The following is a 21,333-nucleotide window of genomic DNA, read 5'->3' as shown; positions in this document are numbered from 1 at the left end:
CCCACTTGAGCTACGTATCTCGGGTGGGGTTTCGGCGTTCCCGTAAGGTCTCGGCGAACAGAGCGGGAGACGCCGCGTCATTTGTCAGGAACACTGCGCGACGGCCCCGACCTAGACTCGTCGGCATGGCAATTCTGCGCAGGATCAAGTCGGTCGAGCAGTCCATGGCCGAGACCCACGACGAGAAGCGCTCCCTCAAGCGCTCCCTCGGGGTGTGGGACCTCGCCGTCATGGGCGTCGCCGTGGCCGTCGGCGCCGGCATCTTCTCGGTGGGCGCCGAGGCGTCGGCCCGCCATTCCGGTCCGGCAGTGATCATCTCGTTCGTGATCGCCGCGGTCGTGTGCGGCCTCGCGATCCTCTGCTACGCCGAGTTCGCGTCATCCATCCCCGTCGCGGGATCCGCGTACACGTTCACGTACTCGACGCTGGGCGAGTTCCTCGCGTGGATCATCGGCTGGGACCTCATCCTCGAGATGCTGATGGCGTCGGCCGTCATCGCGAAGTACTGGGGCGTGTACCTCGGCGACGCGGTGTCGCTGTTCGACCTCGACATACCGATGACGCTGCAGCTGGGACCGCTCGCGTTCGACTGGGGCCCCGTCGTCATCGTCGCGATCTTCACGACTCTGCTCGCCCTCGGCACGCAGCTGTCGAGCCGCGTGAACAGCGTGTTCACGGTCATCAAGGTCGCGATCGTGCTGTTCGTGATCGTTGTCGGGTTCTTCTTCATCAACGGCGCCAACTACACCCCTTTCGTGCCCCCGGCTCAGGAGGGCGCGGCCTCGGAGAGCGCGTGGACGCAGTCGCTGTTCTCGTTCATGACGGGCTCCGAGCCGACCATGTACGGCGTGTTCGGCATCCTCAGCGGCGCAGCCCTCGTGTTCTTCGCCTTCATCGGCTTCGATGTCGTCGCGACCAGCGCCGAGGAGACCAAGGACCCGAAGCGCACGGTGCCGCGCGGCATCATCCTCGGCCTCGCGATCGTGACCGTGCTGTACGTGCTCGTCGCCGTCGTGATCACCGGCATGGTGTCGTACACCGAGCTCGCGAAGCTCGACGAGCCGTCCTTGGCGAGCGCGTTCGAGCTGGTGGGCGCGACGTGGGCGGCGCAGGTCATCGCGATCGGCAGCCTTGTCGGCCTCACCACCGTCGTGATGGTGCTCCTCATGGGCCTCGCCCGCGTCGTGTTCGCGATGAGTCGCGACGGACTGCTCCCCCGCTCGCTGAGCGTCACCGACGCGAAGCGCGGCACGCCGATCCGCATCCAGCTCATCGTCGGCGTGATCATCGCGATCATCGCCGGCTTCACCGACGTGCAGGTGCTGGGCGACATGATCAACATCGGCACCCTGTCGGCGTTCGTGCTGGTGAGCATCGGCGTGCCGATCCTGCGCAAGTCGCGTCCTGACCTGGAGCGTCCGTTCACGGTGCCGCTGTCGCCGTGGCTGCCGTGGATCTCGGCGATCGCGTGCTTCTGGCTCATGCTGAACCTCAGCACCGAGACGTGGCTGCGCTTCGCGATCTGGCTCGCCCTCGGCCTCGTGATCTACTTCGCGTACTCCCGACGCCACTCGCTGATCGGACAGGGTCTCGAGAAGGACGCCCTCGGCGGCATCCGTCGCGACCGGTGACTCAGTCGCCGGCCCGCACCTCGTTGCCGTGCCTGTCGAGGATGCGGCCTCCGACGATCGAGTCGCCGTCCTCGAACGCCTCCAGGTAGGCGACGGGGATGCTGCGGGTCGGCGCTGCGGCGAACACGGACGCGTCCTTTCCCGGTCGGCGTCCGAGGTGGTTGAAGAGCAGGTTGAGCAGGATGGCGGTGACCGCGGCCGAGCTGATCCCGGAGTGGAAGATGGTCGTGAACCAGTCGGGCATCCGGTCGTAGATCGTGGGGGCCGCGATCGGCAGCATCCCGATGCCGATCGCCGAGGCGACGATGATGAGGTTCATGGTGCCGCGGTAGTCGACCTTGGCGAGGGTGCGGATGCCGCTGGCGGCGACGCTGCCGAAGAGCACGATGCCGGCCCCGCCGAGCACGGGCGTCGGCACGGCGGCCACGACGCGGCCGAGCACCGGCAGCAGACCGAGCACGACGAGCACCGCGCCGCCGGCGGTCACCACGAACCGGCTCTTCACGCCCGTGATCGCGACGAGTCCGACGTTCTGCGCGAAGGCCGACTGCGTGAACGGCCCGAAGACCGGGGATACCGCGCTCGATAGCATGTCGGCGCGCAGCCCCGCCGCGATGCGCTTCGCATCGACCTTCGTGCCGACGATCTCGCCGACCGCGAGGATGTCGGCGGTCGTCTCGGTGAGCGTGACGAGGATCACGATGAACATCGAGATGATCGCGGCGACCTCGAAGGTCGGCATCCCGAACGCGAAGGGACTCGGCAGCGCGAGGATCGGCCCGTCGCCCACGGCGCTGAAGTCGACGCGACCGAGGCAGGCGGCGACGATCGTGCCGACCACGATCGCGAGCAGGGTCGACAGTCGTGAGATGGCGCCGATGCCCACCTTGCTCAGGGCGACGACCACGACGAACGTGATGACCGCGAGCAGCAGGTTCGACGGATCCCCGTAGTCGGATGCCGTGCTGTCGCCGCCCATGGCCCAGCTCGCCGCGACCGGCAGCAGCGTGAGGCCGATCGTCGTGATGACGGCACCGGTGACGACGGGCGGGAAGAAGCGGATCACCGTCGCGAAGATCGGCGTGATCACGAGGCCGATCACGGAGGCGACGATCACCGATCCGAAGACCGCGGGGAGGCCTCCGCCGCTGGTCACGATCGCGCCCATGGTCGCGACGCCGGCGAACGAGACACCCTGCACGAGCGGCAGCTGGGAGCCGAAGAACGGGATGCCGACGGTCTGCAGGATCGTCGCGAGGCCGCCCATGAACAGACACGCGGTGATGAGAACGCCGATCTCCGCCCCGTTCAGGCCGGCCATCGAGCCGATGATCAGCGGCGGGGCGATGATCCCGCCGTACATGGTCAGGACGTGCTGGATGCCGTAGGCGACCGTCACTCCGATCGGGAGCCGCTCGTCTTCGGGGCGTGCGGCAGTCGAGCGCTTCTTCATCTCGACCTCTTCGTCGTGGGTGGGTGGGGGGGGTGGTGCGGGTCGTTCAGCTCGTGCGGGGTCTCGCGCGGGTCGCGCGGGGGCTCGTGCAGGGCGGGCGGGGGCTCGCGCGGCTCGCGCGGCTGTTCAGCCGTGCCGGGCGAGCAGGGCGCGGGCGGCCTCGCTGTGGTGGGCGATGAGCCGCTCGACGTCGAGCCCGACGATCTGGCCGTCGAGCACCCGCCAGGCGCCGCCGATCATCACGCGGTCGGCGCGTTCGGCTCCGCACAGCAGCAGCGCGGCGACCGGATCGTGGCTGCCGGAGAACCGCAGCTCGTCGAGCGTGAACATCGCGAGGTCGGCCTGGCGTCCCGGTGCGAGCACGCCGATGTCGTCGCGGCCCAGGGCGCTGGCCGATCCGGCGGTCGCCCAGCTCAGCGCTCGTTCGGGGGTGACGGCCGCGGCGCCGTACCGCAGCCGCTGCAGGTACAGCGCCTGACGCACCTCCTGGATCATGTTCGATCCGTCGTTCGAGGCCGAGCCGTCGACTCCCAGTCCGACCGGCGCTCCGGCCTGTTCCAGTTCGAGCGTGCGGGCGATGCCCGAGGCGAGGCGCATGTTCGAGGTCGCGCAGTGCGAGACGGCCGTGCCTGCGGCACCGAGCCGGGCGACTTCGTCGTCGTCGAAGTGGATGCCGTGCGCGAGCCATGTGCGGTCCGACAGCCAGCCGACGCTCTCGAGGTAGTCGACCGTGCGGAGTCCGAACATCTCGCGGCAGAAGTCCTCCTCGTCGAGCGTCTCGGCCAGGTGCGTGTGCAGGCGCACGTCGAGGCTCTCGGCGAGCGCCGCGGTGTCGCGCATGCCCCCGGTGGTCACCGAGAACGGCGAGCACGGCGCGAGGCCGATCTGCACCAGGGCGCCGTCGCCGCGCTCGTGGTAGGCGCCGACGAGGCGTTCGCTGTCGGCGAGGATGACGTCGGCGTCCTGCACGGTGCGTTGGGGCGGCAGCCCGCCGTCGTCCTCGCCGAGCGACATCGACCCGCGGGTGAGCGTCGCCCGCATCCCGAGTCGACGGACCGCGTCGACCTGGACGTCGATGCCGTCTTCGAGACCGTCCGGGAAGAGGTAGTGGTGGTCGGCGGCGGTGGTGCAGCCCGAGAGCAGCAGCTCGGCGAGGGCGACCGTGGTGGCGAGCTCCAGGTCTCGCGGCGTGATGCCCGCCCAGACCCCGTAGAGGCCCTTGAGCCAGGGGAAGAGTTCCGCGCTCACGACGGGCGTCCAGGCGCGGGTGAGGGTCTGGTAGAAGTGGTGGTGCGTGTTGATCAGGCCGGGGATGACGACGTGCCGCGAGGCGTCGACGACCTCGTCCACCGGGGCGGCGGGGGCGCCGCCCCGGTGGGCACGGTCTCCGCGATGCGGCCCTCGGCGACGACGAGGCCGCCGGAGGCGTCGGCATCCGTTCCGGTGAAGATGCCGAGGGGGTTCTTCAGCCACACGCGAGGGGTGTGCGACGACATGACGGGCTCCATCCGTAAGCGGAGCCGCGGGCCGGCCCCGAAGGGGCCAGCTCAGTGTCGTCCTGTCTGCTGATCCAGGAACCCCGTCACCGGGGTGCCCTCAGGTCTACCAGCATCCCGCGCGAGCCGTCAAGAGTTCCTTCCGCATGATGATGAACTTCTTCCGCTGGACGAAACCAGCGCCTCTCCTCGCGAGGCCGGACACCCCACCGGGTCGCCGAAACCCCACCGGGTCGCCGAAACCCCACCCGAGATACGCGATTCGGGTGGGGTTTCGGCGCTTCTGTAGGGTTTCGGCACTCAGACGGGACTAGACCTCGAAGGCCTCAGGCGCGGAGACCTCGTCGGGCGTCGTCGCGGTGAGCACGAGACCGGAGCCGTCCGCCGCGACGTCGACACGCACCGTGTCGCCGTCGTGCACGCCGCCCGAGAGCAGCGCCGTGGCGAGCTTGTTCTGCACCTCGGTCTGGATGAGACGACGCAGCGGGCGCGCACCGAACACCGGGTCGTAGCCGCGCTCCGCGAGCCACGACCGCGCATCGGGAGTGACCGCGAGCGACAACCGGCGGTCACGGAGCCGATCGTGCAGCTGGTCGACCGACAGCTCGACGATCTGCGCGAGGTCGTCTTCGCTGAGGGCCTGGAACATCACGATGTCGTCGAGGCGGTTCAGGAACTCCGGCCGGAACGCCTGCCGCACGAGCGCCATCACCTGCTCGCGCTTCTCATCGGGCGACAGCGTGGGGTCGATGAGGATCGGCGAGCCGAGGTTCGAGGTGAGGATCAGGATGACGTTCGAGAAGTCGACCGTGCGCCCCTGCCCGTCGGTCAGCCGGCCGTCGTCGAGCACCTGCAGCAGCACGTCGAACACCTCGGGGTGCGCCTTCTCGACCTCGTCGAGCAGCACCACGCTGTACGGGCGCCGCCGCACGGCCTCGGTGAGCTGACCGCCCTGCTCGTACCCGACGTACCCGGGAGGAGCGCCGACGAGTCGCGAGACCGAGTGCTTCTCGCCGTACTCCGACATGTCGATGCGCACCATGGCCCGCTCGTCGTCGAAGAGGAAGTCGGCGAGCGCCTTCGCGAGCTCGGTCTTGCCGACACCGGTCGGGCCGAGGAACAGGAACGATCCGGTCGGGCGACCGGGGTCGCTGATGCCCGCACGCGAGCGGCGCACGGCATCCGACACCGCCTTCACGGCATCCTTCTGTCCGATCAGTCGACGGCCGAGCTCGCCTTCGAGGTGCAGCAGACGTTCGCTCTCGCCCTGCAGGAGACGCCCGACGGGAATGCCGGTCCACGCCGCGATCACGGCCGCGATGTCCTCGTCGGTGACCTGCTCGTTCACCATGCGGGGCTCCGCGGATGCCGTGGCCTCGGCCTTCTCGGCCTCGGCGATGTCACGCTCGAGGCGCTTGATCGTCTCGTACTCGAGCTTCGAGGCACGGGTGTAGTCGGCCTCGCGCATCGCGAGGTCGCGCTGCGTGACGGCGTCGTCGAGCTGCTTCTTGAGCTCGCCGACGCGGTTCAGGCCCTGGCGCTCGCGCGCCCACCGGGCCTCGAGCTCCGCGAGCTGCGCCTCCATGCCGACGAGCTGCTCGCGCAACGCGCCGAGGCGCTCCTTCGACGCGGCGTCCTTCTCGCGCTTGAGCGCGAGCTCCTCGAGCTTCATGCGGTCGACCTGCCGCTTGAGCTGGTCGATCTCGACGGGCGAGGAGTCGATCTCCATCTTGAGCCGCGACATCGATTCGTCGATCAGGTCGATGGCCTTGTCCGGCAGCTGCCGGGCGGGGAGATAGCGGTTGGAGAGGGCGGCGGCCGCGACGAGCGCGCTGTCGGAGATCGTGACCCCGTGGTGCGCCTCGTACCGGCCCTTGAGCCCGCGCAGGATCGCGATCGTGTCCTCCACCGTCGGCTCGCCGACGTAGACCTGCTGGAAACGGCGTTCGAGCGCGGCATCCTTCTCGATGAACTCGCGGTACTCGTTCAGCGTGGTCGCGCCGATCAGCCGCAGCTCGCCACGCGCCAGCATGGGCTTGAGCATGTTCGACGCGGCAACGGATCCCTCGCCGCCACCGGCGCCCATGAGCACGTGCAGCTCGTCGATGAACGTGATGATGCGGCCGTCGGACTCGGTGATCTCCTTGAGCACGCTCTTCAGGCGCTCCTCGAACTGGCCGCGGTACATGGCACCGGCCACGAGCGCGGAGATGTCGAGCGACACGAGCTCCTTGTCCTTGAGCGACTCGGCGACATCGCCGGCGACGATGCGCTGCGCGAGCCCTTCGACGACCGCGGTCTTGCCGACGCCCGGCTCCCCGATGAGCACCGGGTTGTTCTTGGTGCGCCGGGTGAGCACCTGGCTGACGCGTCGGATCTCGCTGTCGCGGCCGATCACGGGGTCGAGCTTGCCCTGACGGGCGCGGTCGGTGAGGTTGATCCCGAACTGCTCGAGGGCGGACTGCTGGTCGTCGTTCTGCGGTGTGCTCTGTGGGCCTGGCATCTGTTCCTCCTGAGGAGACTCCTTGTCGTCGCGTGCTCCGCCCGAAAAGTTGAGTGGAGATGACTCAAGTTTAGCGCACGGCGACGACGGCGTCCAGGATCGTCCGCGCGACCTGGCGTTTCGTGCCCTCCGCCGAGGCGACGACCGCCCCGCCGTCACCGACGATCTCGACCGCGTTGTGGCCCACCTCGAACCCGTGACCGGCGTTCGCGAGGTTGACCGCGAGCAGCTCGACACCCTTGCGCTCCCGCTTGCGGCGGGCTCGGTCGAGGCGCTCGTCCGAGCTCTCCGAGGTCTCCGCAGCGAACGCCACGATCGTCTGACCTGCGGGCGCCCTCCCCTGGCCGCGGGCGGCGGACAGCGCCGCCACGACATCCTCGGTCTCGACGAGCTCGATGCTGCTCAGCCCGCCGAGCTCCTTCGTGACCTTCTGGTCCGACACCGACGCGGGCCGGTAGTCGGCGACCGCCGCCGCCATCACGACGACATCGGCGTCGGCGCTCGCGTGCCTCATGGCCGCAGCGAGCTCGGCGGCCGTGCCGACGGGCACGACACCGATCGACGGATGCCGCGCCTCGCCCAGCACATCGCGCGAGACGTTCGCGGCGACGAGCGTCACGGCGGCGCCGCGCGCGGCGGCCTCGGCGGCGAGCGCGACGCCCTGCCGCCCGCTGGAGCGGTTGCCGAGGAAGCGGACAGGGTCGATGGGCTCGCGCGTGCCGCCCGCCGACACGACGACCCGGAGTCCGTCGAGGTCGCGCGGTGCGAGGAGCTCGAGGGCCGCGGCGAGGATCTGCTCCGGCTCGGCCATGCGCCCCGGACCGCTGTCGCCGCCGGCGAGCTCGCCCTCCGCGGGGCCGACGAGGTGCACGCCTCGGCTCACCAGGGTCGCGATGTTCGCCTGCGTCGCGGCGTTGCGCCACATCTCGGTGTGCATGGCGGGCGCGAGCAGCACGGGGGCCTCGGTCGCGAGAAGCGTGGTGCCGAGCAGGTCGTCGGCGATGCCCGCGGTGATCTTCGCGATCGAGTTCGCCGTGGCGGGGGCGACGACGACGAGGTCGGCGTTCTGCCCGAGCGCGACGTGGCGGACGCGGGCGACGTCGTCGTGGACGCTCGTCGTGACGGGGTGCCGACTGATGGCCTCCCACGTCGGCAGCCCCACGAAGCGCAGCGCGTCCTCCGTCGGCACGACCGTGACGTCGTGCCCGGCCTTCGTGAGCAGTCGCACGAGGTGCACTGTCTTGTAGGCGGCGATTCCTCCGGTGACTCCCACGACGATGTTCACGGTTCGATTCTGCCGCACGGCACCGACCTCGCGGTCGGCCCCCGCGCACCCCGACCTAGACTGGCAGGGTGTGCACGGTGGTGATCGACGTCGAGGATGCCGCGAACGCCCGACTCCTCGCGGTGCGCGACGAGGATCCGCAGCGGGCATGGGATGCTCCGGGCGAATGGTGGCCGGATCGGTATCCCGGCGTCTCGGGGATCCGCGACCGGCGGGCCGGCGGCGCCTGGCTGGCCGTGAACCCCGCCGAGCGCCGACTCGCCGTGCTGCTGAACCGCGCTGACATCGCCGACCTGCCCGACGACCTCGCGCAGTCGCGCGGCTCCCTCGTGCTGGAGTCGGTGACCGGCCGCTCCCCCGAGGCACCGCTGCCCATGCACGGCTTCAATCTGCTGGAGGTGCGCCCCGAGGGCGCGCGCGTGCTGAGCTGGGACGGCGTCGAGTTGCGCGAGAGGCCCGTCGATCCCGGCATCCACATGATCGCGCACGACGACCTCGACGATCCGCAGACACCGCGCATCGCGACGTGGCTGCCCGAGTTCCGCGCGCTGGGCCCGGCCGCCGACAGCTCCGACTGGGCGGCGGACTGGATCGCCCTGCTCGGGGTCTCCGCACGGCTGGACCCCGAAGACGATCGGGCGATCATCCGCGACAACCGACCGTATGGCTTCCCGACGCAGTCGCTGCTCTACTCGACCGCCGCCGTGACGCCGCAGGGGATCGACCTCGGCTACCGGGCGCTGCCGAGCCCCGGCCACTGGGAGTAGCCGGACGGATCGGGCCTCCCTGGCCAGGCCTTCCTGGCCAGGCCCTCCCCGGTCGGGCGCTCCCCGGTCAGGCCGCCGACGTCTCGGGGTCGGTGCACGAGAACCGCGCGCGATACGCGGTCGGCGTCGTGCCCAGCACCCTGGCGAAGTTCTGCCGCAGGACGGCCGCCGAGCCGAACCCGCACTCCTCCGCGATGCGGTCGAGCGGCAGGTCGCTGCGCTCCAGCATCCGCTGCGCATGCAGCACCCGCTGCCTGGCGAGCCATGCGGCGGGCGTCGCCCCGTACTCGGCCTTGAAGCGGCGGGCGAAGGTGCGCGGCGACATCAACGCGCGGGCGGCGAGCTGGTCGACGCCGAGGTCTTCGGTGAGGTGCTCGACCGCCCAGTCGGCCACGGCCGCGAGCGAGTCGTTCGGAACCACGGGGATCGGACGGTCGATGAACTGCGCCTGTCCGCCGTCGCGCTGCGGCGGCACGACCATGCGGCGTGCGATGCGGTTGGTGAGCTCGGCGCCGAGCTCGAGACGCAGCAGGTGCAGGCAGGCGTCGATGCCGGCGGCCGTGCCTGCGCTCGTGATGATGCGACCGTCCTGCACGAAGAGCACGTCCGGGTCGATGTCGATCTGCGGGTACATGTCGGCCATCACGTCGGAGTAGCGCCAGTGCGTCGTCGCGCGGCGACCGTCGAGCACACCGGCCGCGGCGAGGATGAACGATCCGCTGCAGACGGTCAGCACCCAGGCGTCGCGCGCCACGGCGTCGCGGGCGAGATCGATCAGCCGCTCGTCGACGGACGTCCAGGACGACCGGGGAACCGGGCAGAAGACCACGAGATCGGCCTCGTACGCGAAGGACAGGTCATGCTCGACGTTGACGGAGAACCCCATCGTCGACGCCACGGCGCCGGGCTGCGGCGCGACGACCCGGAAGTCGAAGTTCGGCACTCCGGAGTCCGTGCGGTCGAGTCCGAACGCCTCGCAGGCGACACCGAACTCGAAGGGGGAGAACCCGTCGTGGATCACGCAGGCTACGGTCTTCATGGCGCTCCTCGGCATGGCAGTATTCGTACGATACAAGTCTATTCTGCCACTCGTGGCGGATCAAGACCGACCGTAGCGTTTCTGCCATGATCCTTCTTCTCGCACTCCTCGCTCTCATCATCTGGGCTCTCATCGCCACGGTCGTCGAGCTCCGTCGTGACGGCTATCGCCGTCAGCCCACCGACTGGCGGCGGGTCGCCGGCCGCGACGCCCTCGACCGCGCGGAGTCCGGCCACGTCTACCACTGAGCACGGCCCTCCGTCCATCCACTCCTGAGTCCGCGACGGCGGGGGCTACGCTCATGACCATGAGCGAGCCGCACCAGCAGCAGCCGTCCGGACAGCCCTCCGGGCAACCGTCCGGGCACCCGGGCCAGCCCCACGGAAGCCTGGGCCAGCCCCACGGAAGCCTGGGACAGCCCTACGGAAGTCCCGGGCAGCCGTACGCGCAGCCACGCCAACCATACGGGCAGCCGGGCCAGCCGTACGGGCAGCCAGGCCAGCCGCACGGGCAGCCAGGCCAGCCGTACGGGCAGCCGGCGCAGCCCGGGGTCTACCCCGGCGCCTCGACGCCCACCGGAGCCCCGGCGTCCACGGGTGGGGCACTCGGCCGCGTCGCCTTCATCGTCGCGCTCGCGTCGCTCGCGGTCGGGGTGCTCGTCGCCGTCGGAACCCCCGTCCTCCTCAGGGCGGTCGACTTCTCGGCATCCGCCTACGGCGCCATCCTCGGGGTGGGCAATCTCCTCGTGCTCATCGTCGCGGTCGTCGCCCTGATCCTCGGGATCGTCGCCGTGCGGCGCCCCGGCCAGCAGATCCTCGCGGGGATCGCGATCGGCGTCGCGGCGTCGGAAGTGCTCGGCACCCTCGTGGCGTGGGTGTCGAGCCTCGCCCTCACCCTGACCTACAGCTGACCCGGGAGACACCATGACCGATCCGCATCAGCAGTATCCGCCGCAGGCACCGCAACCGGGAGCGCAGCCGGCAGGCCAGCCGCAGGGCTACCCGCCCCAGGGTCAGCAGTACCAGGGCCAGCCGTACCAGGGCTACCCGCCCCAGGGTCAGCATCACCAGAGCCAGCCGTACCAAGGCCAGGGCTATCCGGCGGCGCCGCCCACGCCCCGGGCCTCGGGCGGCGCACTGGGACGCATCGCGTTCATCGTCGCGCTGGTGGCGCTCGGCATCCGCCTTCTGTCGTCGCTGCTCACGCCGCTCCTGTACAGCGTCGACTACTACGGCGCCATGATGGGCTTCACCGGCGTGATCAACTTCCTCGTGTTCCTCGGCAACGCGGGAGCGCTGGCTGTCGGCATCGTCGCCCTGCGCCGCTCGGGCCCGCATCTGCTCGCCGCGATCGCAATCGGTCTCGCGGGGGCAGCCTTCGTGGGCTATCTCGCCACCGCGCTGTCGAGCGTGGTCTCGTGGGTCGCCTACTGAGCGAGCACGCGTTCGTAGACCTCGACCATCGCGGCGGTCCTCGATGACTGGCGGAAGGCCTCGGCGACCTCGCGTGACGGCACGGGGGCGATCCCCGAGGCGATGTCGGATGCCGCGCGCTGCAGCGTCTCGACCAATCCTGCGCTGCGCTGCGCTTCGGTGCCCGCCGCACCGGGGACGGCCCACAGCCCGCCCCCGAGTTCGGCGGCGATGTCGGGATCGCTGATGATCGACGGCGTGCCGAGGGTCGCTGCCTCGAACGGCGTCATGCCCTGCGTCTCGAACCCGATCGACGTCTGGACGAGCGCGTCGGCCGCGGCGATGCGGGCGAGCGTCTGCGGGTAGCCGAGTCGGCCGGCGAACCGGACGTGCGGCAGCGCGGCGACGATCTTCTCGGCCGCCGCGCGCTGCGCGCCGCCGCCGATGATCTCCAGGTCGGCGTCGACACCCGACTCGACGAAAGCCTCGAGGAACGGCAGCAGACGCTTCTCCGGACTCATGCGCCCGAGCCATACGAACCGCGGGCGCCCGGGTTCGCGCTGCGCGGGCGCGGCGGCGAGGGTCTGCTCTCGGATGTCGTCGTCGATGCCGTTCCACACGACGTCGACCGGCGAGAAGACACCGTGCTCTTCGAGTCGGCGGGCGAAGTGGGTCGACGGCGCGGTGACGGCATCCGCGCCACTCGCGAGTCCGCGCAGGAACGCCCAGCCGTCCGAGCCGCCGACGGGTGCGACGACTCCGCGGAGGGCGAGGCGTCGCCACGCGTTGAGCACCGTGAGGACCGGCCGGTGCAGCGGCGTCACGGCGGCGATGCCGACGTCCACGCGGTTGTGCATGGTGTGCACGACGGGGATGCCGTGGCGAGCCGCGTAGCGGTGCCCGATGAAGGCTCCCCAGAAGTCGGCCTGCACGTGCACGAGGTCGACCGGGGGCCGGCGGGTGAGCGCGCGGTCGAGCGCGCGGTCGGTCGCCCGCCCCGGCCACGTCATCGAGTACTCGCGGTCGACGGTGATCGGTATCGACGGCAGGTCGACGTTCGCGGGGTCGGGCGTGCGCGCGGCGCGGGGACCGTGCATGCGCGGCGCGACGACCGTGACGGTGTGACCGGCGCGTTCGAGGAACTCGTGCTGCAGCCGCATCGACACCTGGGCGCCGCCGAGGGAGTCCAGGTGCTGATCGCCGAAGAAGACGACGTGCATGATCGGCCGCTACTGCGGCAGCGGCTCGTCGCGGTACAGCGCCTCGAAGGTGTCGAGGGTGCGGTTGATGTCGTGGATCACGACGCCGTCGAGAGACGCCTGCTGCATGCGCTCGTACTCCGCCTGGTCGGCGGTGAGCACATCGGTGAGACGCGCGGCGAGAGCATCCGCGTTGCCCGGCTCGAAGAGGTAGCCGTTCTCGCCGTCGTGCACGAGGTGCGGAAGGGCGACCGCGTCGGCGGCGACGATCGGCAGGGCGGAGGCCATGGCCTCCATGGTGGCGATCGACTGCAGCTCGGCGATCGAGGCGATCGTGAAGACCGACGCGCGAGACAGCAGCGCCCGCAGCTCCTCGTCGGTCGTGCGACCGTGGAACGTCACGCGGTCCGTGAGCCCCAGCTGTCCGGTGAGGTTCTCGAGCTGCTTGCGCTGGTCTCCGCCGCCGACGATGTCGAACGTGACGTCGAGCGCCGGGTCGAGCTTCGTCATCGCCTGCAGGATGACCTCGACCTGCTTCTCGGCGGTCAGACGGCCGACGAACACGATGCGGTTCTTGTCGCGGGGGCCGATCACCGGCTGGTACTGGGTGCGGTCGATGCCGCAGCTGACCGGGATCACGTTCTTCACCGCGACCGTGCGCTCGAGGAAGTCGGCGGCACGTCGCGTGGGCGTCGTGATGGCGCGGGTCAGCGAGAAGGTGCGCTTCGCGTCGGCCCACGCGAACCGCAGCACGAGGTCGTCGATGAACTTCGGCATCGTGGTGTGGTCGAGGATGTTCTCGGCCATCACGTGGTTGGTCGCGATCACGGGGATGCCGCGCTCGTGCGCGATGCGGGCGAGACCGCGCCCGATGACGATGTGCGACTGGATGTGCACGACATCGGGCTGCACCGCGTCGAGCACCTTGCGGGCGTAGTGCTTAGAGCGCCACGGCCACACGAAGCGCAGCCAGTCGTGCGGCGCCCAGCGCACCGACGGCAGCCGATGCAGCGTCATCGGCTCACCCTCGATGACCTCGGTGCGCGCCGGGGTGCGGCGGTAGGCCTGGTTGGGGGCCACGACGTGGACGTCGTCGCCGCGCTGCACGAGACCGGCGGCGAGGCGCTCGGCGAAGCGCGCGGCTCCGTTGATGTCGGGCGCGAACGTGTCGCAGCCGATCAGGATGCGCAGCGGACGCGACCCGGTCGTGGGGGCGGCGTCGGGAGCGCTCGTCGGATCGGAGGAAGAGGAAGACATTCTGCCTATCGGTCTGGCGGCCAGGAAGCCCGATCTGGGCGCTGGCCACTCTACCCGAGGGCCCTGATCGCGCCGCGGAGGCGGGCCGGGGGCTCCGCATCGACGCATCGTCGGCGGTGGGGCGAGAACTTCACCCGCACAGGTTCGCGCCGTAGCGTGGTGTCATGCGATTGACTGCCGACGCCGACCCGCAGCTCTGGATCCCCGTGACCGATTCGCTCGGATGGAAGGGGCGTCGCCACCGCAAGGCCGCGATCAGGATGCTGCTCGGCCAGGCGAACGCCGCGCTCGGCGCGACCGAGCGGCCGGGGTCGCGGTTCGGTGCGTGGGCGATGAGCCAGGCGGCTCCGATGCTCATGCGGCGGGCCGACGGGCGCGTGCTCGTGTGGACATGGAAGGCCGACCCCGAGCTCGTCGTCGCCATGGCCACGGTGCAGGTCCTGACGCCCGACGTGCGGATCGCCCGAGCATCGATGCCGATGGACTACGACGACACCCAGTCGTTCTCCAGCCGGTGGCTCGGCGCGGGCGAGAAGCTCGTCGTCGCGATGCCGCCGTCCCCCGCGACACCGCCCTTCGCGACGTACACCTGGGACACGGGGACGCACCTCATCACCCTCACGGCGGTGTGCAGCGATCGGGAGCGCTTCGGAACCCTCGACGGCGCACTCGACGATCTCGCGCGCAGCATCCGGATCGCGGACGAGCTCACCGGAGGCGAGTCGCCGGAGGTGCTCCGCCTCGGACCGGCTTGAGACCCTCTCGCTTATCACGCCGACCTGGCCAGTGATCTCGTGGTGTGGGTGGGTGTGTGCCAGTGGTGGGTGGGGTCCCACCAGGAGGGTCCGCGGACTTGGGGGATCCCGTGGTTCATGCGGATCTCCCACCCGGACGTGGCCAGGGAGCGGTGGTGCCACCAGCACAACGGGACCCCGTTGTCGGTGGAGGTCGGCCCGCCGCGGGCGTGTTCGGTGACGTGGTGGATCTCGCACCACGCCGCCGGGACATGACAGCCGGGGATGAGGCACTCGGAGTCGCGGGCGATGATCGCCCGCCGCTGATGCACGGTGAACACCCGGTCCGTGACCGTGATCCCCACGATCCTGCCCTGATCGACCAGCACCCGCTGGATCACCCCGGAGCACGCCGTGTGCACGGCCGCGGTGGTGGGGATCGTCGCGTCCGACCCGGGAAGCCGCGCCCGCCCGGACTGGCCGGCGAGGTCTGTCGCATCGACCGTGACGACCAGGGTCGGTGCGGCACCGCCCAGGGAGGGCATGTCCTGGTGTCGGGCCGCGATCCCCACCGCTGCCGCGAACGCATCATGACGTTTCTGGGTAGGCGTGCGGGGATCGATCACCGCCCGAGGATCCTCATTCCACCCCTCCGACCCGACCGCACCCGACCCGACACCGTCGTCTGTTGACCCTGCGGCGCCCTCACCCGGCGACGGTGCGAAGCGGACGCCGGTCGGGTGGGGTGGGCCGTCGACTTTCGGGTTGAGCATCGCATCCAGCACCGCCTGGAGTTGTGCCGCCGCATCCGGGAGGAGATGCCCGGTGATCCGATGCAATCCCTGGTGCAGGCGCCCGATCGTCAGGCCGCGGCGCTGCAACGCCTGCTGGTCATCGGGTTCTGGGCCGTCCGGGTCCAACACCAGCGCGATCTGTTGCGCCACCCGCCCCAGATCCTCCGGCATCACCCCCGGGCCCCGGGCCGGTTCCCCCGACGCCCCGGTGCTGTCACCCTCGTCCTCGTCCTCGAGGTCGGCAGCGTCATCCTGATCGGTCAGACCGCGGGCGACATCGGCGAGGAACGCATCCGCCGCCAACCGCTCCTCCGCCCCGATCCGGTCACGGATCCGCTCCACCGGGCCCGTCGCCGCCAACACCCCCGCCACCCCGATCACCCCGTCCCGCAGCGCCTCCCGCACCGCAGGCCACCGAGCCGGCAACCACTCCCCCGACACCAGACTCGACTCCCGCCGCACCAGACCCGCCGCCTTCACCACCCGCCCCGCACCCGACCCATCCACCAGCAGCGTGCGCTGCACCAACTCCTGCGCCGAGCGACACCCCGCCCCATGGGCGAGATCGACCGGGTTCGTCGACCCCAGAGTCTCCACCACCACCGCGTCCACCCGCCGCGCGACCGCACCCGCCGCCTGCAACACCCGCACCCGATCCGCGTCGGACAACCCCGCGAGGGTGTTGTCGGACAGCACCGCATCCAGGTCGCACGCGACCTGAGCGAGAACATCGGCGGGATGGGTCATACGGACAGTCAACCCGCGACCACCGACATTCACACGGGTAAAACCCGGCAGGAATAGGGCAGGTCAGAAGGGCATTCCAGAACACTGGAACGCTACCGGACAGGATCGAGGACAGGCACAGAACCCGACCGGCACGTCACCGCGTTTCGTCTCGCTCCGCTCGCTCAACGACCAGACGGGGTGCGTTTCGTCTCGCTCCGCTCGCTCAACGACCACGACCGGAACCCCACCGCGTTTCGTCTCGCTCCGCTCGCTCAACGACCAGCGGAACGTCCGCTCGCTCAACGACCGACGCACGCCACCTCACCCCGCGCTAGGCGAGTCCGCGCTCGTCGAGCCATCTCTTCGCGACGAGCACCGGCGCGCGCACGAGCCAGGCGTCGGCGATGAGCTCGGCGAGGCGGTCGCGCTCGATCGCGTCCAGCCGCACGAGAAGTCCCGAGTAGCCGTCGAAGTGCGGAATCGTGAAGAGGGCCTCCGGTTCGGCCGCGAGCAGGGCCTCCTTCTCCTCCTGACTGCCGACCCGCACGGCGAGCACCGGCCCCTCCGGCCACGCGGCTCCGAGCGCGGCGAGCTGCCGCAGGTCGGTCGCCCGAGGACCGCGGATCCACGCGATCTGGCCGCTCGACAACCGCCACGCCGGCTCCCCGGTGTGGCCGCCCACCCGCTCGGTCACACCGGGGAGCGCGAGCGCGATCGCTCGCGCGTCGTCGATGGTCGCCATGGCGCCATCGTCCTCCCGTAGAGCGGTCGCCACAACCGCCCCTCGCGCACGTGCGCGGAACGATCGCACACGTGCGCCGCGGACGGCTCAGCGCACGATGCGCAGCGTCCGCACCTCGAACGGGCGCAGGCTCAGCTCACCACCGACCCGCGCGTCGTCCAGCGGATCCTCGATGAGCGAGACCTCGCGGATCTCCGAGTGCTCGAACCCGACAGCCAGCGAGCCGACCGCACGGCGCCCGAGCGCCTCGTACAGCCGCACGATCACATCGCCCGATCCGTCGTCGGCGAGCTTGACGCCCGACACGACGATGCCGTCGCCCGCGACCGATACGAGCGGCTCGACCTCGCGCGCACCGCGCACGACGGATGCCGGCGCGTTGAGCGCGATGCCCTCGGCGGTGGCGATCGCGGCATCCGCTCCGATCACGAACCCGATCTCGATCTGGTGCGGTCCGTGGTCGGTGTCCGGGTCGGGGAACCGCGGCGCGCGCAGCAGCGACAGACGCACGGTCGTGGTGACCGCGTCGCCTTCCACGTCACGCGACGTGTCGTACCCGTAGATCGAGTCGTTGACGAGCGCGACGCCGAAGTCCTGCTCTCGCACGAGCACGAAACGGTGCATCGACGCCTCGAACTTCGCGGCCTCCCAGCTGGTGTTCGTGTGGGTGACGCGCGACTGGTAGCCGAACTGCGTCTCGGCCTCGGTGTGCGACGCCTGCACGTCGAGCGGGAAGGCGAGCTTCAGCAGCTTCTCGGTCTCGTGCCAGTCGACGTCGTTGCGCAGGTGCACCGTGCGCGAGCCGGGGGCCAGCACGATGGTCTGCTCGATGCGCGACTGAGAGAACTCGCGCACGACCCGCACTGCGGCCACGCCGTCGACGACGGATGCCGAGATCGACGCGACCCCGGTGAGGTCGTCGACGCTGTTGCGGTAGTAGCGGTCGATGTCCCACGCGTCCCACATGTTGGGGAAGTCCTGGTGCAGCTGGAAGAGGTTCGCGGCGCGGCCCTCGGCGACGGCCTCTCGTCCCGTGGCCTTGTCGACGGCCGACACGATCAGACCCTCGCCCGACACGAGCACCGACACGAGCTCGTTCTCGAGACGCCAGCCGCCCGCCTCCTCCTCGAGCGAGGCGGGAGCGCCGGCGGGTCCGTCCGCCCAGGCGGCGCCGAGCGCGCGGCCGCGACCGTCGACGGAGCTCGGCGTGAACCGCAGCTCGCGGTCGCCCTCGCCCGCGAGCGACCGCCGCGCGGCATCCGCGATGTCCTGCGCGTCCGACAGCACGCCGCTCAGCACCTCGACGGCCTCGCGGTGGACCCAGGCGATCGAGGTGCCGGGCAGGATGTCGTGGAACTCGTGCAGGAGCACGGTCTCCCACAGCCGGTCGATCTCGGCCTTCGGGTATGCGGCGCCGGTGCGCACGGCATCCGTCGCCGCCCACAGCTCCGCCTCGACGAGCGCGTGCTCCGCCCAGCGGTGCAGCGCCTTCGTCGCATGCTGGCTGGTGAGCGTGCCGCGGTGCAGTTCGAGGTAGAGCTCGCCGACCCAGACCGCGGGGTTCGCGATCTCGGCGCGCGCCTTCTCGAAGAAGGAGTCAGGATGCTCCCATTCGACGCGCGCGCTGCCCTCGAGGTCGCGCAGACGCTCGGCCTTGCCGGTCATCTCGCGGGTCGTGCCGCCGCCGCCGTCGCCCCAGCCCACGGGCGCGATCGACCGGGAGGAGACGCGGTTCTCCTTGAACTGGCGCGCGGCCTTCGCGACCTCCATGCCGCTCAGCTGCGAGTTGTAGGTGTCCATCGACGGGAAGTGCGTGAACATCCGCGAGCCGTCGATGCCCTCCCACAGGAAGCTGTGGTGCGGGAACACGTTCTGCTGGTTCCAGGAGATCTTCTGCGTGAAGAACCACTCGAACCCTGCCCGCCGCATGAGCTGGGGCAGGGCGGGCGAGTAGCCGAAGCTGTCGGGCAGCCAGACCCCCTTCGAGCGGATGCCGAACTCGCGCTCGAAGAACCGCTGGCCGTACGCGAACTGGCGCACGAGCGACTCCCCCGACGGCATCACGGTGTCGGATTCGACCCACATGCCGCCGAGCGGAAGGAAGCGTCCATCGGCGACGGCGGCCTTGACGCGCTCCCACACCTCCGGGCGGTGCTGCTTGAGCCACGCGTACTGCTGCGCGCTCGACATGCCGTACTGGAAGTCCGGCTGCTCCTCGATCAGCGAGGTCATCGACGAGGTCGTGCGGGCGACCTTGCGGATCGTCTCGCGCACCGGCCACAGCCAGGCGGAATCGATGTGCGCGTGCCCGATCGCCGAGATCCGGTGCGCGCTGGCCTCGGCAGGCGAAGCCAGGACGCCTGCGAGGCGGGCACGGGCGTCGGAGGCGGTCTCGGCGATGCGCTGCAGGTCGAGCACGTCGAGCGCGTCATCCATGGCCTGCAGGATACGCATGCGCCGCGGCGAGGTCGGAGCGAGCTCGGCCTGCAGCTCGTAGAGGACCTCGAGGTCGAGGGACAGGTCGAAGACCTCCTGCTCGAACACGGCGAGGTCCATCCGCCGCGAGCGGTACAGGCGCTCCGGGGACGACGTGCGGATGTCGCCCTCCTGGGTGGGGAGGAAGGGGTGGTAGTCGAGCAGCACGGGGTTCGCCGCCGCCTCGAGGTACAGCTCGACGGGCTCGTCGCCGGCGGCGGTCTGGGCGATCGGCACCCACTGGTTGCGCGGGTTGATGCTCTTCACGGGAGAGCCGTCGGGACGATACACGAGCGCCTCGCACTGGAACCCCGGCATGTTGATGTCGAAGCCGAGGTCGATCACGGCCTCGACGCGGCGGCCGGCCCACTCCGCCGGCACGCTGCCGGTGAGCCGGAACCACGTGGTGCCCCAGGCGGGACCCCACATCTGGCCGACCGCGGCCGGCTCGAAGTCGAGGGCGAGTCCCTCGGTCGGGGCGATGGGCTCACCCGGCAACTCGTGCAGTGCGATCTCCAGCGGCACGGAGGCCGAGTGGACGGCGGGGCGGATCCGCTCTTCCAGGACGCGCTTGACGCGGCCGACGGTGAGCGAGGTGTCGTCATGCATGGGTCAGTCTCCGAGCTCGACGGTGAGAGGGGGCGGGGGACGGCGAGGGGGATTGCGGTGCCGTCCGACGATGCTATCCGATTTACTAAAGCGATCTAGCATCGGTGCTTGCAGGGTGTCGTCACTTCTTCCTGCGGGCTAAACCGATCAAGTATGGTGAGGGACTATGAGCCCGGCGAAACGCGTCACCATCGCCGACATCGCGCGCATGGCCGGCGTCTCGCCCGGTGCCGTCTCGTTCGCCCTGAACGGCCGCCCCGGCGTCAGCGAGGAGACGCGGCAGCGCATCCTGTCGATCGTCGAGGAGAACGGCTGGCAGCCCAGCTCCGCAGCCAGGGCACTCGTCGGGGCGCGCGCGAACACGGTCGGCTTCGCCCTCGCGCGCCCGGCCCGGTCTCTGGGGTCGGAGGCGTTCTTCACCGACCTCATCGCCGGCATCGAATCCCGCCTCTCCGAGAGCAAGGTCAGCCTGCAGCTGCGCCTCGTCAGCGGCATCGCCGAGGAGATGGAGGTGCATCGGCAGTGGCGCTCGTCCAATCAGGTCGACGGCATCATCCTGATCGACCCTCGCGACGACGACCCCCGCGGCGAGCGCATCACCGCCCTCGACGCCCGCGCCGTCATGATCGGCTCGAAGCCGTCGCCCGAAGGCTCCGTGCCGAGCGTGTGGATCGGCGACGACGCGGTGGCGGAGTCGCTGTTCTCGTATCTCGCCGCACTGGGCCACGAGCGCGTCGCCTACGTCGCCGGGCCCGCCGAGCTCGAGCACACGCGGCTGCGTGCCGAGGTGCTCGACCGCATGACCGGCGACGGCGTCGCGGGCGAGGTCATCACGACCGACTTCTCCCCCGCGCGCGCGTCGGCCGTGACCCGCACGCTCCTGGCCGGCCGTCAGCGTCCGACCGCGATCGTCTACGACAACGACGTCATGGCCGTGGCCGGGCTCCGGGTGGCCCAGGAGATGGGCCGACACGTCCCCCGCGACGTGTCGCTCGCGTCCTTCGACGACTCGGTGATCGCCGGCCTCATCAACCCGTCGATCACGGCGATGACCCGCGACACGTTCGAGCTCGGCGAGCGCGCGGCGACGCTGCTGCTGCAGCAGATCGAGGCCGGGGCGAACCTGCCGAGCGTCGAGGGCCCGACCCCGACGCTGACGGTGCGCGAGAGCACCGCGCCGCCGGCGCCGGTCGCCTGAGCGGGCGACC

Annotated in this window: 16 protein-coding genes and 1 pseudogene; 7 read left to right on the top strand and 10 right to left on the bottom strand. The window is 70.5% G+C overall.

Going from position 1 to position 21,333, the window contains the following annotated elements; genetic code table 11:
* Positions 1-125: 125 nt before the first annotated feature.
* Positions 126-1,631: an amino acid permease gene (locus tag MRBLWO14_RS10820; RefSeq protein ID WP_341933162.1), complete on the top strand. Its 1,506-nt coding sequence runs from the start codon at positions 126-128 to the stop codon at positions 1,629-1,631.
* Position 1,632: 1 nt separating this feature from the next.
* Here the strand turns inward: MRBLWO14_RS10820 and MRBLWO14_RS10815 are convergent, their stop codons facing one another.
* From MRBLWO14_RS10815 to coaBC, 4 genes and pseudogenes are all read right to left on the bottom strand, one after another.
* On the bottom strand, positions 1,633-3,084 hold the full coding sequence (locus tag MRBLWO14_RS10815) for a nucleobase:cation symporter-2 family protein (RefSeq protein WP_341933161.1): 1,452 nt from the start codon (positions 3,082-3,084) through the stop codon (positions 1,633-1,635).
* A 126-nt stretch (positions 3,085-3,210) separates the two neighbouring features.
* Positions 3,211-4,592, bottom strand: a pseudogene (locus MRBLWO14_RS10810) (8-oxoguanine deaminase).
* 298 nt (positions 4,593-4,890) lie between these two features.
* The gene (locus MRBLWO14_RS10805; RefSeq protein WP_341933160.1) at positions 4,891-7,083 is read right to left on the bottom strand and encodes an AAA family ATPase; all 2,193 of its coding nucleotides are present in this window, start codon (positions 7,081-7,083) and stop codon (positions 4,891-4,893) included.
* Positions 7,084-7,153: 70 nt separating this feature from the next.
* Positions 7,154-8,368, bottom strand: coding sequence for a bifunctional phosphopantothenoylcysteine decarboxylase/phosphopantothenate--cysteine ligase CoaBC (gene coaBC / locus MRBLWO14_RS10800; protein WP_341933159.1), 1,215 nt, complete (start codon positions 8,366-8,368; stop codon positions 7,154-7,156).
* Between the two features lie 68 nt (positions 8,369-8,436).
* Here coaBC and MRBLWO14_RS10795 point away from each other — a divergent pair, with 68 nt between their 5' ends.
* Positions 8,437-9,135 carry an NRDE family protein gene (locus MRBLWO14_RS10795; RefSeq protein WP_341933158.1) on the top strand — a complete coding sequence of 233 codons (699 nt, stop codon included), beginning with the start codon at positions 8,437-8,439 and terminating at the stop codon, positions 9,133-9,135.
* A gap of 67 nt (positions 9,136-9,202) precedes the next feature.
* On the opposite strand, the gene MRBLWO14_RS10790 is transcribed toward MRBLWO14_RS10795, so the two are convergent.
* Positions 9,203-10,174, bottom strand: coding sequence for a helix-turn-helix domain-containing protein (locus tag MRBLWO14_RS10790; protein WP_341933157.1), 972 nt, complete (start codon positions 10,172-10,174; stop codon positions 9,203-9,205).
* Between the two features lie 86 nt (positions 10,175-10,260).
* Here MRBLWO14_RS10790 and MRBLWO14_RS10785 point away from each other — a divergent pair, with 86 nt between their 5' ends.
* The 3 genes from MRBLWO14_RS10785 (at position 10,261) to MRBLWO14_RS10775 (ending at position 11,607) form a co-directional block, all read left to right on the top strand.
* The gene (locus tag MRBLWO14_RS10785) at positions 10,261-10,422 is read left to right on the top strand and encodes a hypothetical protein (RefSeq protein ID WP_341933156.1); all 162 of its coding nucleotides are present in this window, start codon (positions 10,261-10,263) and stop codon (positions 10,420-10,422) included.
* A gap of 404 nt (positions 10,423-10,826) precedes the next feature.
* Entirely contained in the window at positions 10,827-11,084 is a 258-nt protein-coding gene (locus tag MRBLWO14_RS10780; protein ID WP_341933155.1) for a hypothetical protein, read from the top strand.
* Between the two features lie 13 nt (positions 11,085-11,097).
* Positions 11,098-11,607: a hypothetical protein gene (locus tag MRBLWO14_RS10775; RefSeq protein WP_341933154.1), complete on the top strand. Its 510-nt coding sequence runs from the start codon at positions 11,098-11,100 to the stop codon at positions 11,605-11,607.
* Here the strand turns inward: MRBLWO14_RS10775 and MRBLWO14_RS10770 are convergent.
* Positions 11,601-12,806 (bottom strand): glycosyltransferase, encoded by a 1,206-nt coding sequence (locus MRBLWO14_RS10770; RefSeq protein WP_341933153.1) that lies wholly within the window; start codon positions 12,804-12,806, stop codon positions 11,601-11,603. The two genes, MRBLWO14_RS10775 and MRBLWO14_RS10770, sit on opposite strands and share 7 nt — an antisense overlap.
* 9 nt (positions 12,807-12,815) lie before the next feature.
* On the bottom strand, positions 12,816-14,042 hold the full coding sequence (locus MRBLWO14_RS10765; protein WP_341933152.1) for a glycosyltransferase: 1,227 nt from the start codon (positions 14,040-14,042) through the stop codon (positions 12,816-12,818).
* 164 nt (positions 14,043-14,206) lie between these two features.
* Here MRBLWO14_RS10765 and MRBLWO14_RS10760 point away from each other — a divergent pair, with 164 nt between their 5' ends.
* Positions 14,207-14,797, top strand: a complete 591-nt coding sequence (locus MRBLWO14_RS10760) for a hypothetical protein (protein ID WP_341933151.1) — start codon at positions 14,207-14,209, stop codon at positions 14,795-14,797.
* A gap of 14 nt (positions 14,798-14,811) precedes the next feature.
* Here the strand turns inward: MRBLWO14_RS10760 and MRBLWO14_RS10755 are convergent, their stop codons facing one another.
* The 3 genes from MRBLWO14_RS10755 to MRBLWO14_RS10745 all read right to left on the bottom strand — a co-directional run bounded on the left by MRBLWO14_RS10755 (position 14,812) and on the right by MRBLWO14_RS10745 (position 20,125).
* Complete coding sequence (locus tag MRBLWO14_RS10755; protein WP_341933150.1) at positions 14,812-16,317, bottom strand: DUF222 domain-containing protein; 1,506 nt, start codon at positions 16,315-16,317, stop codon at positions 14,812-14,814.
* Between the two features lie 313 nt (positions 16,318-16,630).
* Entirely contained in the window at positions 16,631-17,041 is a 411-nt protein-coding gene (locus MRBLWO14_RS10750) for an MmcQ/YjbR family DNA-binding protein (protein WP_341933149.1), read from the bottom strand.
* Positions 17,042-17,128: 87 nt separating this feature from the next.
* Complete coding sequence (locus MRBLWO14_RS10745) at positions 17,129-20,125, bottom strand: glycoside hydrolase family 38 C-terminal domain-containing protein (RefSeq protein WP_341933148.1); 2,997 nt, start codon at positions 20,123-20,125, stop codon at positions 17,129-17,131.
* Positions 20,126-20,291: 166 nt separating this feature from the next.
* Here MRBLWO14_RS10745 and MRBLWO14_RS10740 point away from each other — a divergent pair, with 166 nt between their 5' ends.
* Entirely contained in the window at positions 20,292-21,323 is a 1,032-nt protein-coding gene (locus tag MRBLWO14_RS10740; RefSeq protein ID WP_341933147.1) for a LacI family DNA-binding transcriptional regulator, read from the top strand.
* The last annotated feature ends 10 nt before the right edge of the window (positions 21,324-21,333 follow it).

The organism is Microbacterium sp. LWO14-1.2 (assembly GCF_038397715.1).
In the GTDB taxonomy this organism is placed as follows: domain Bacteria; phylum Actinomycetota; class Actinomycetes; order Actinomycetales; family Microbacteriaceae; genus Microbacterium.
This window is presented reverse-complemented; position numbering and strand designations above follow the sequence as displayed.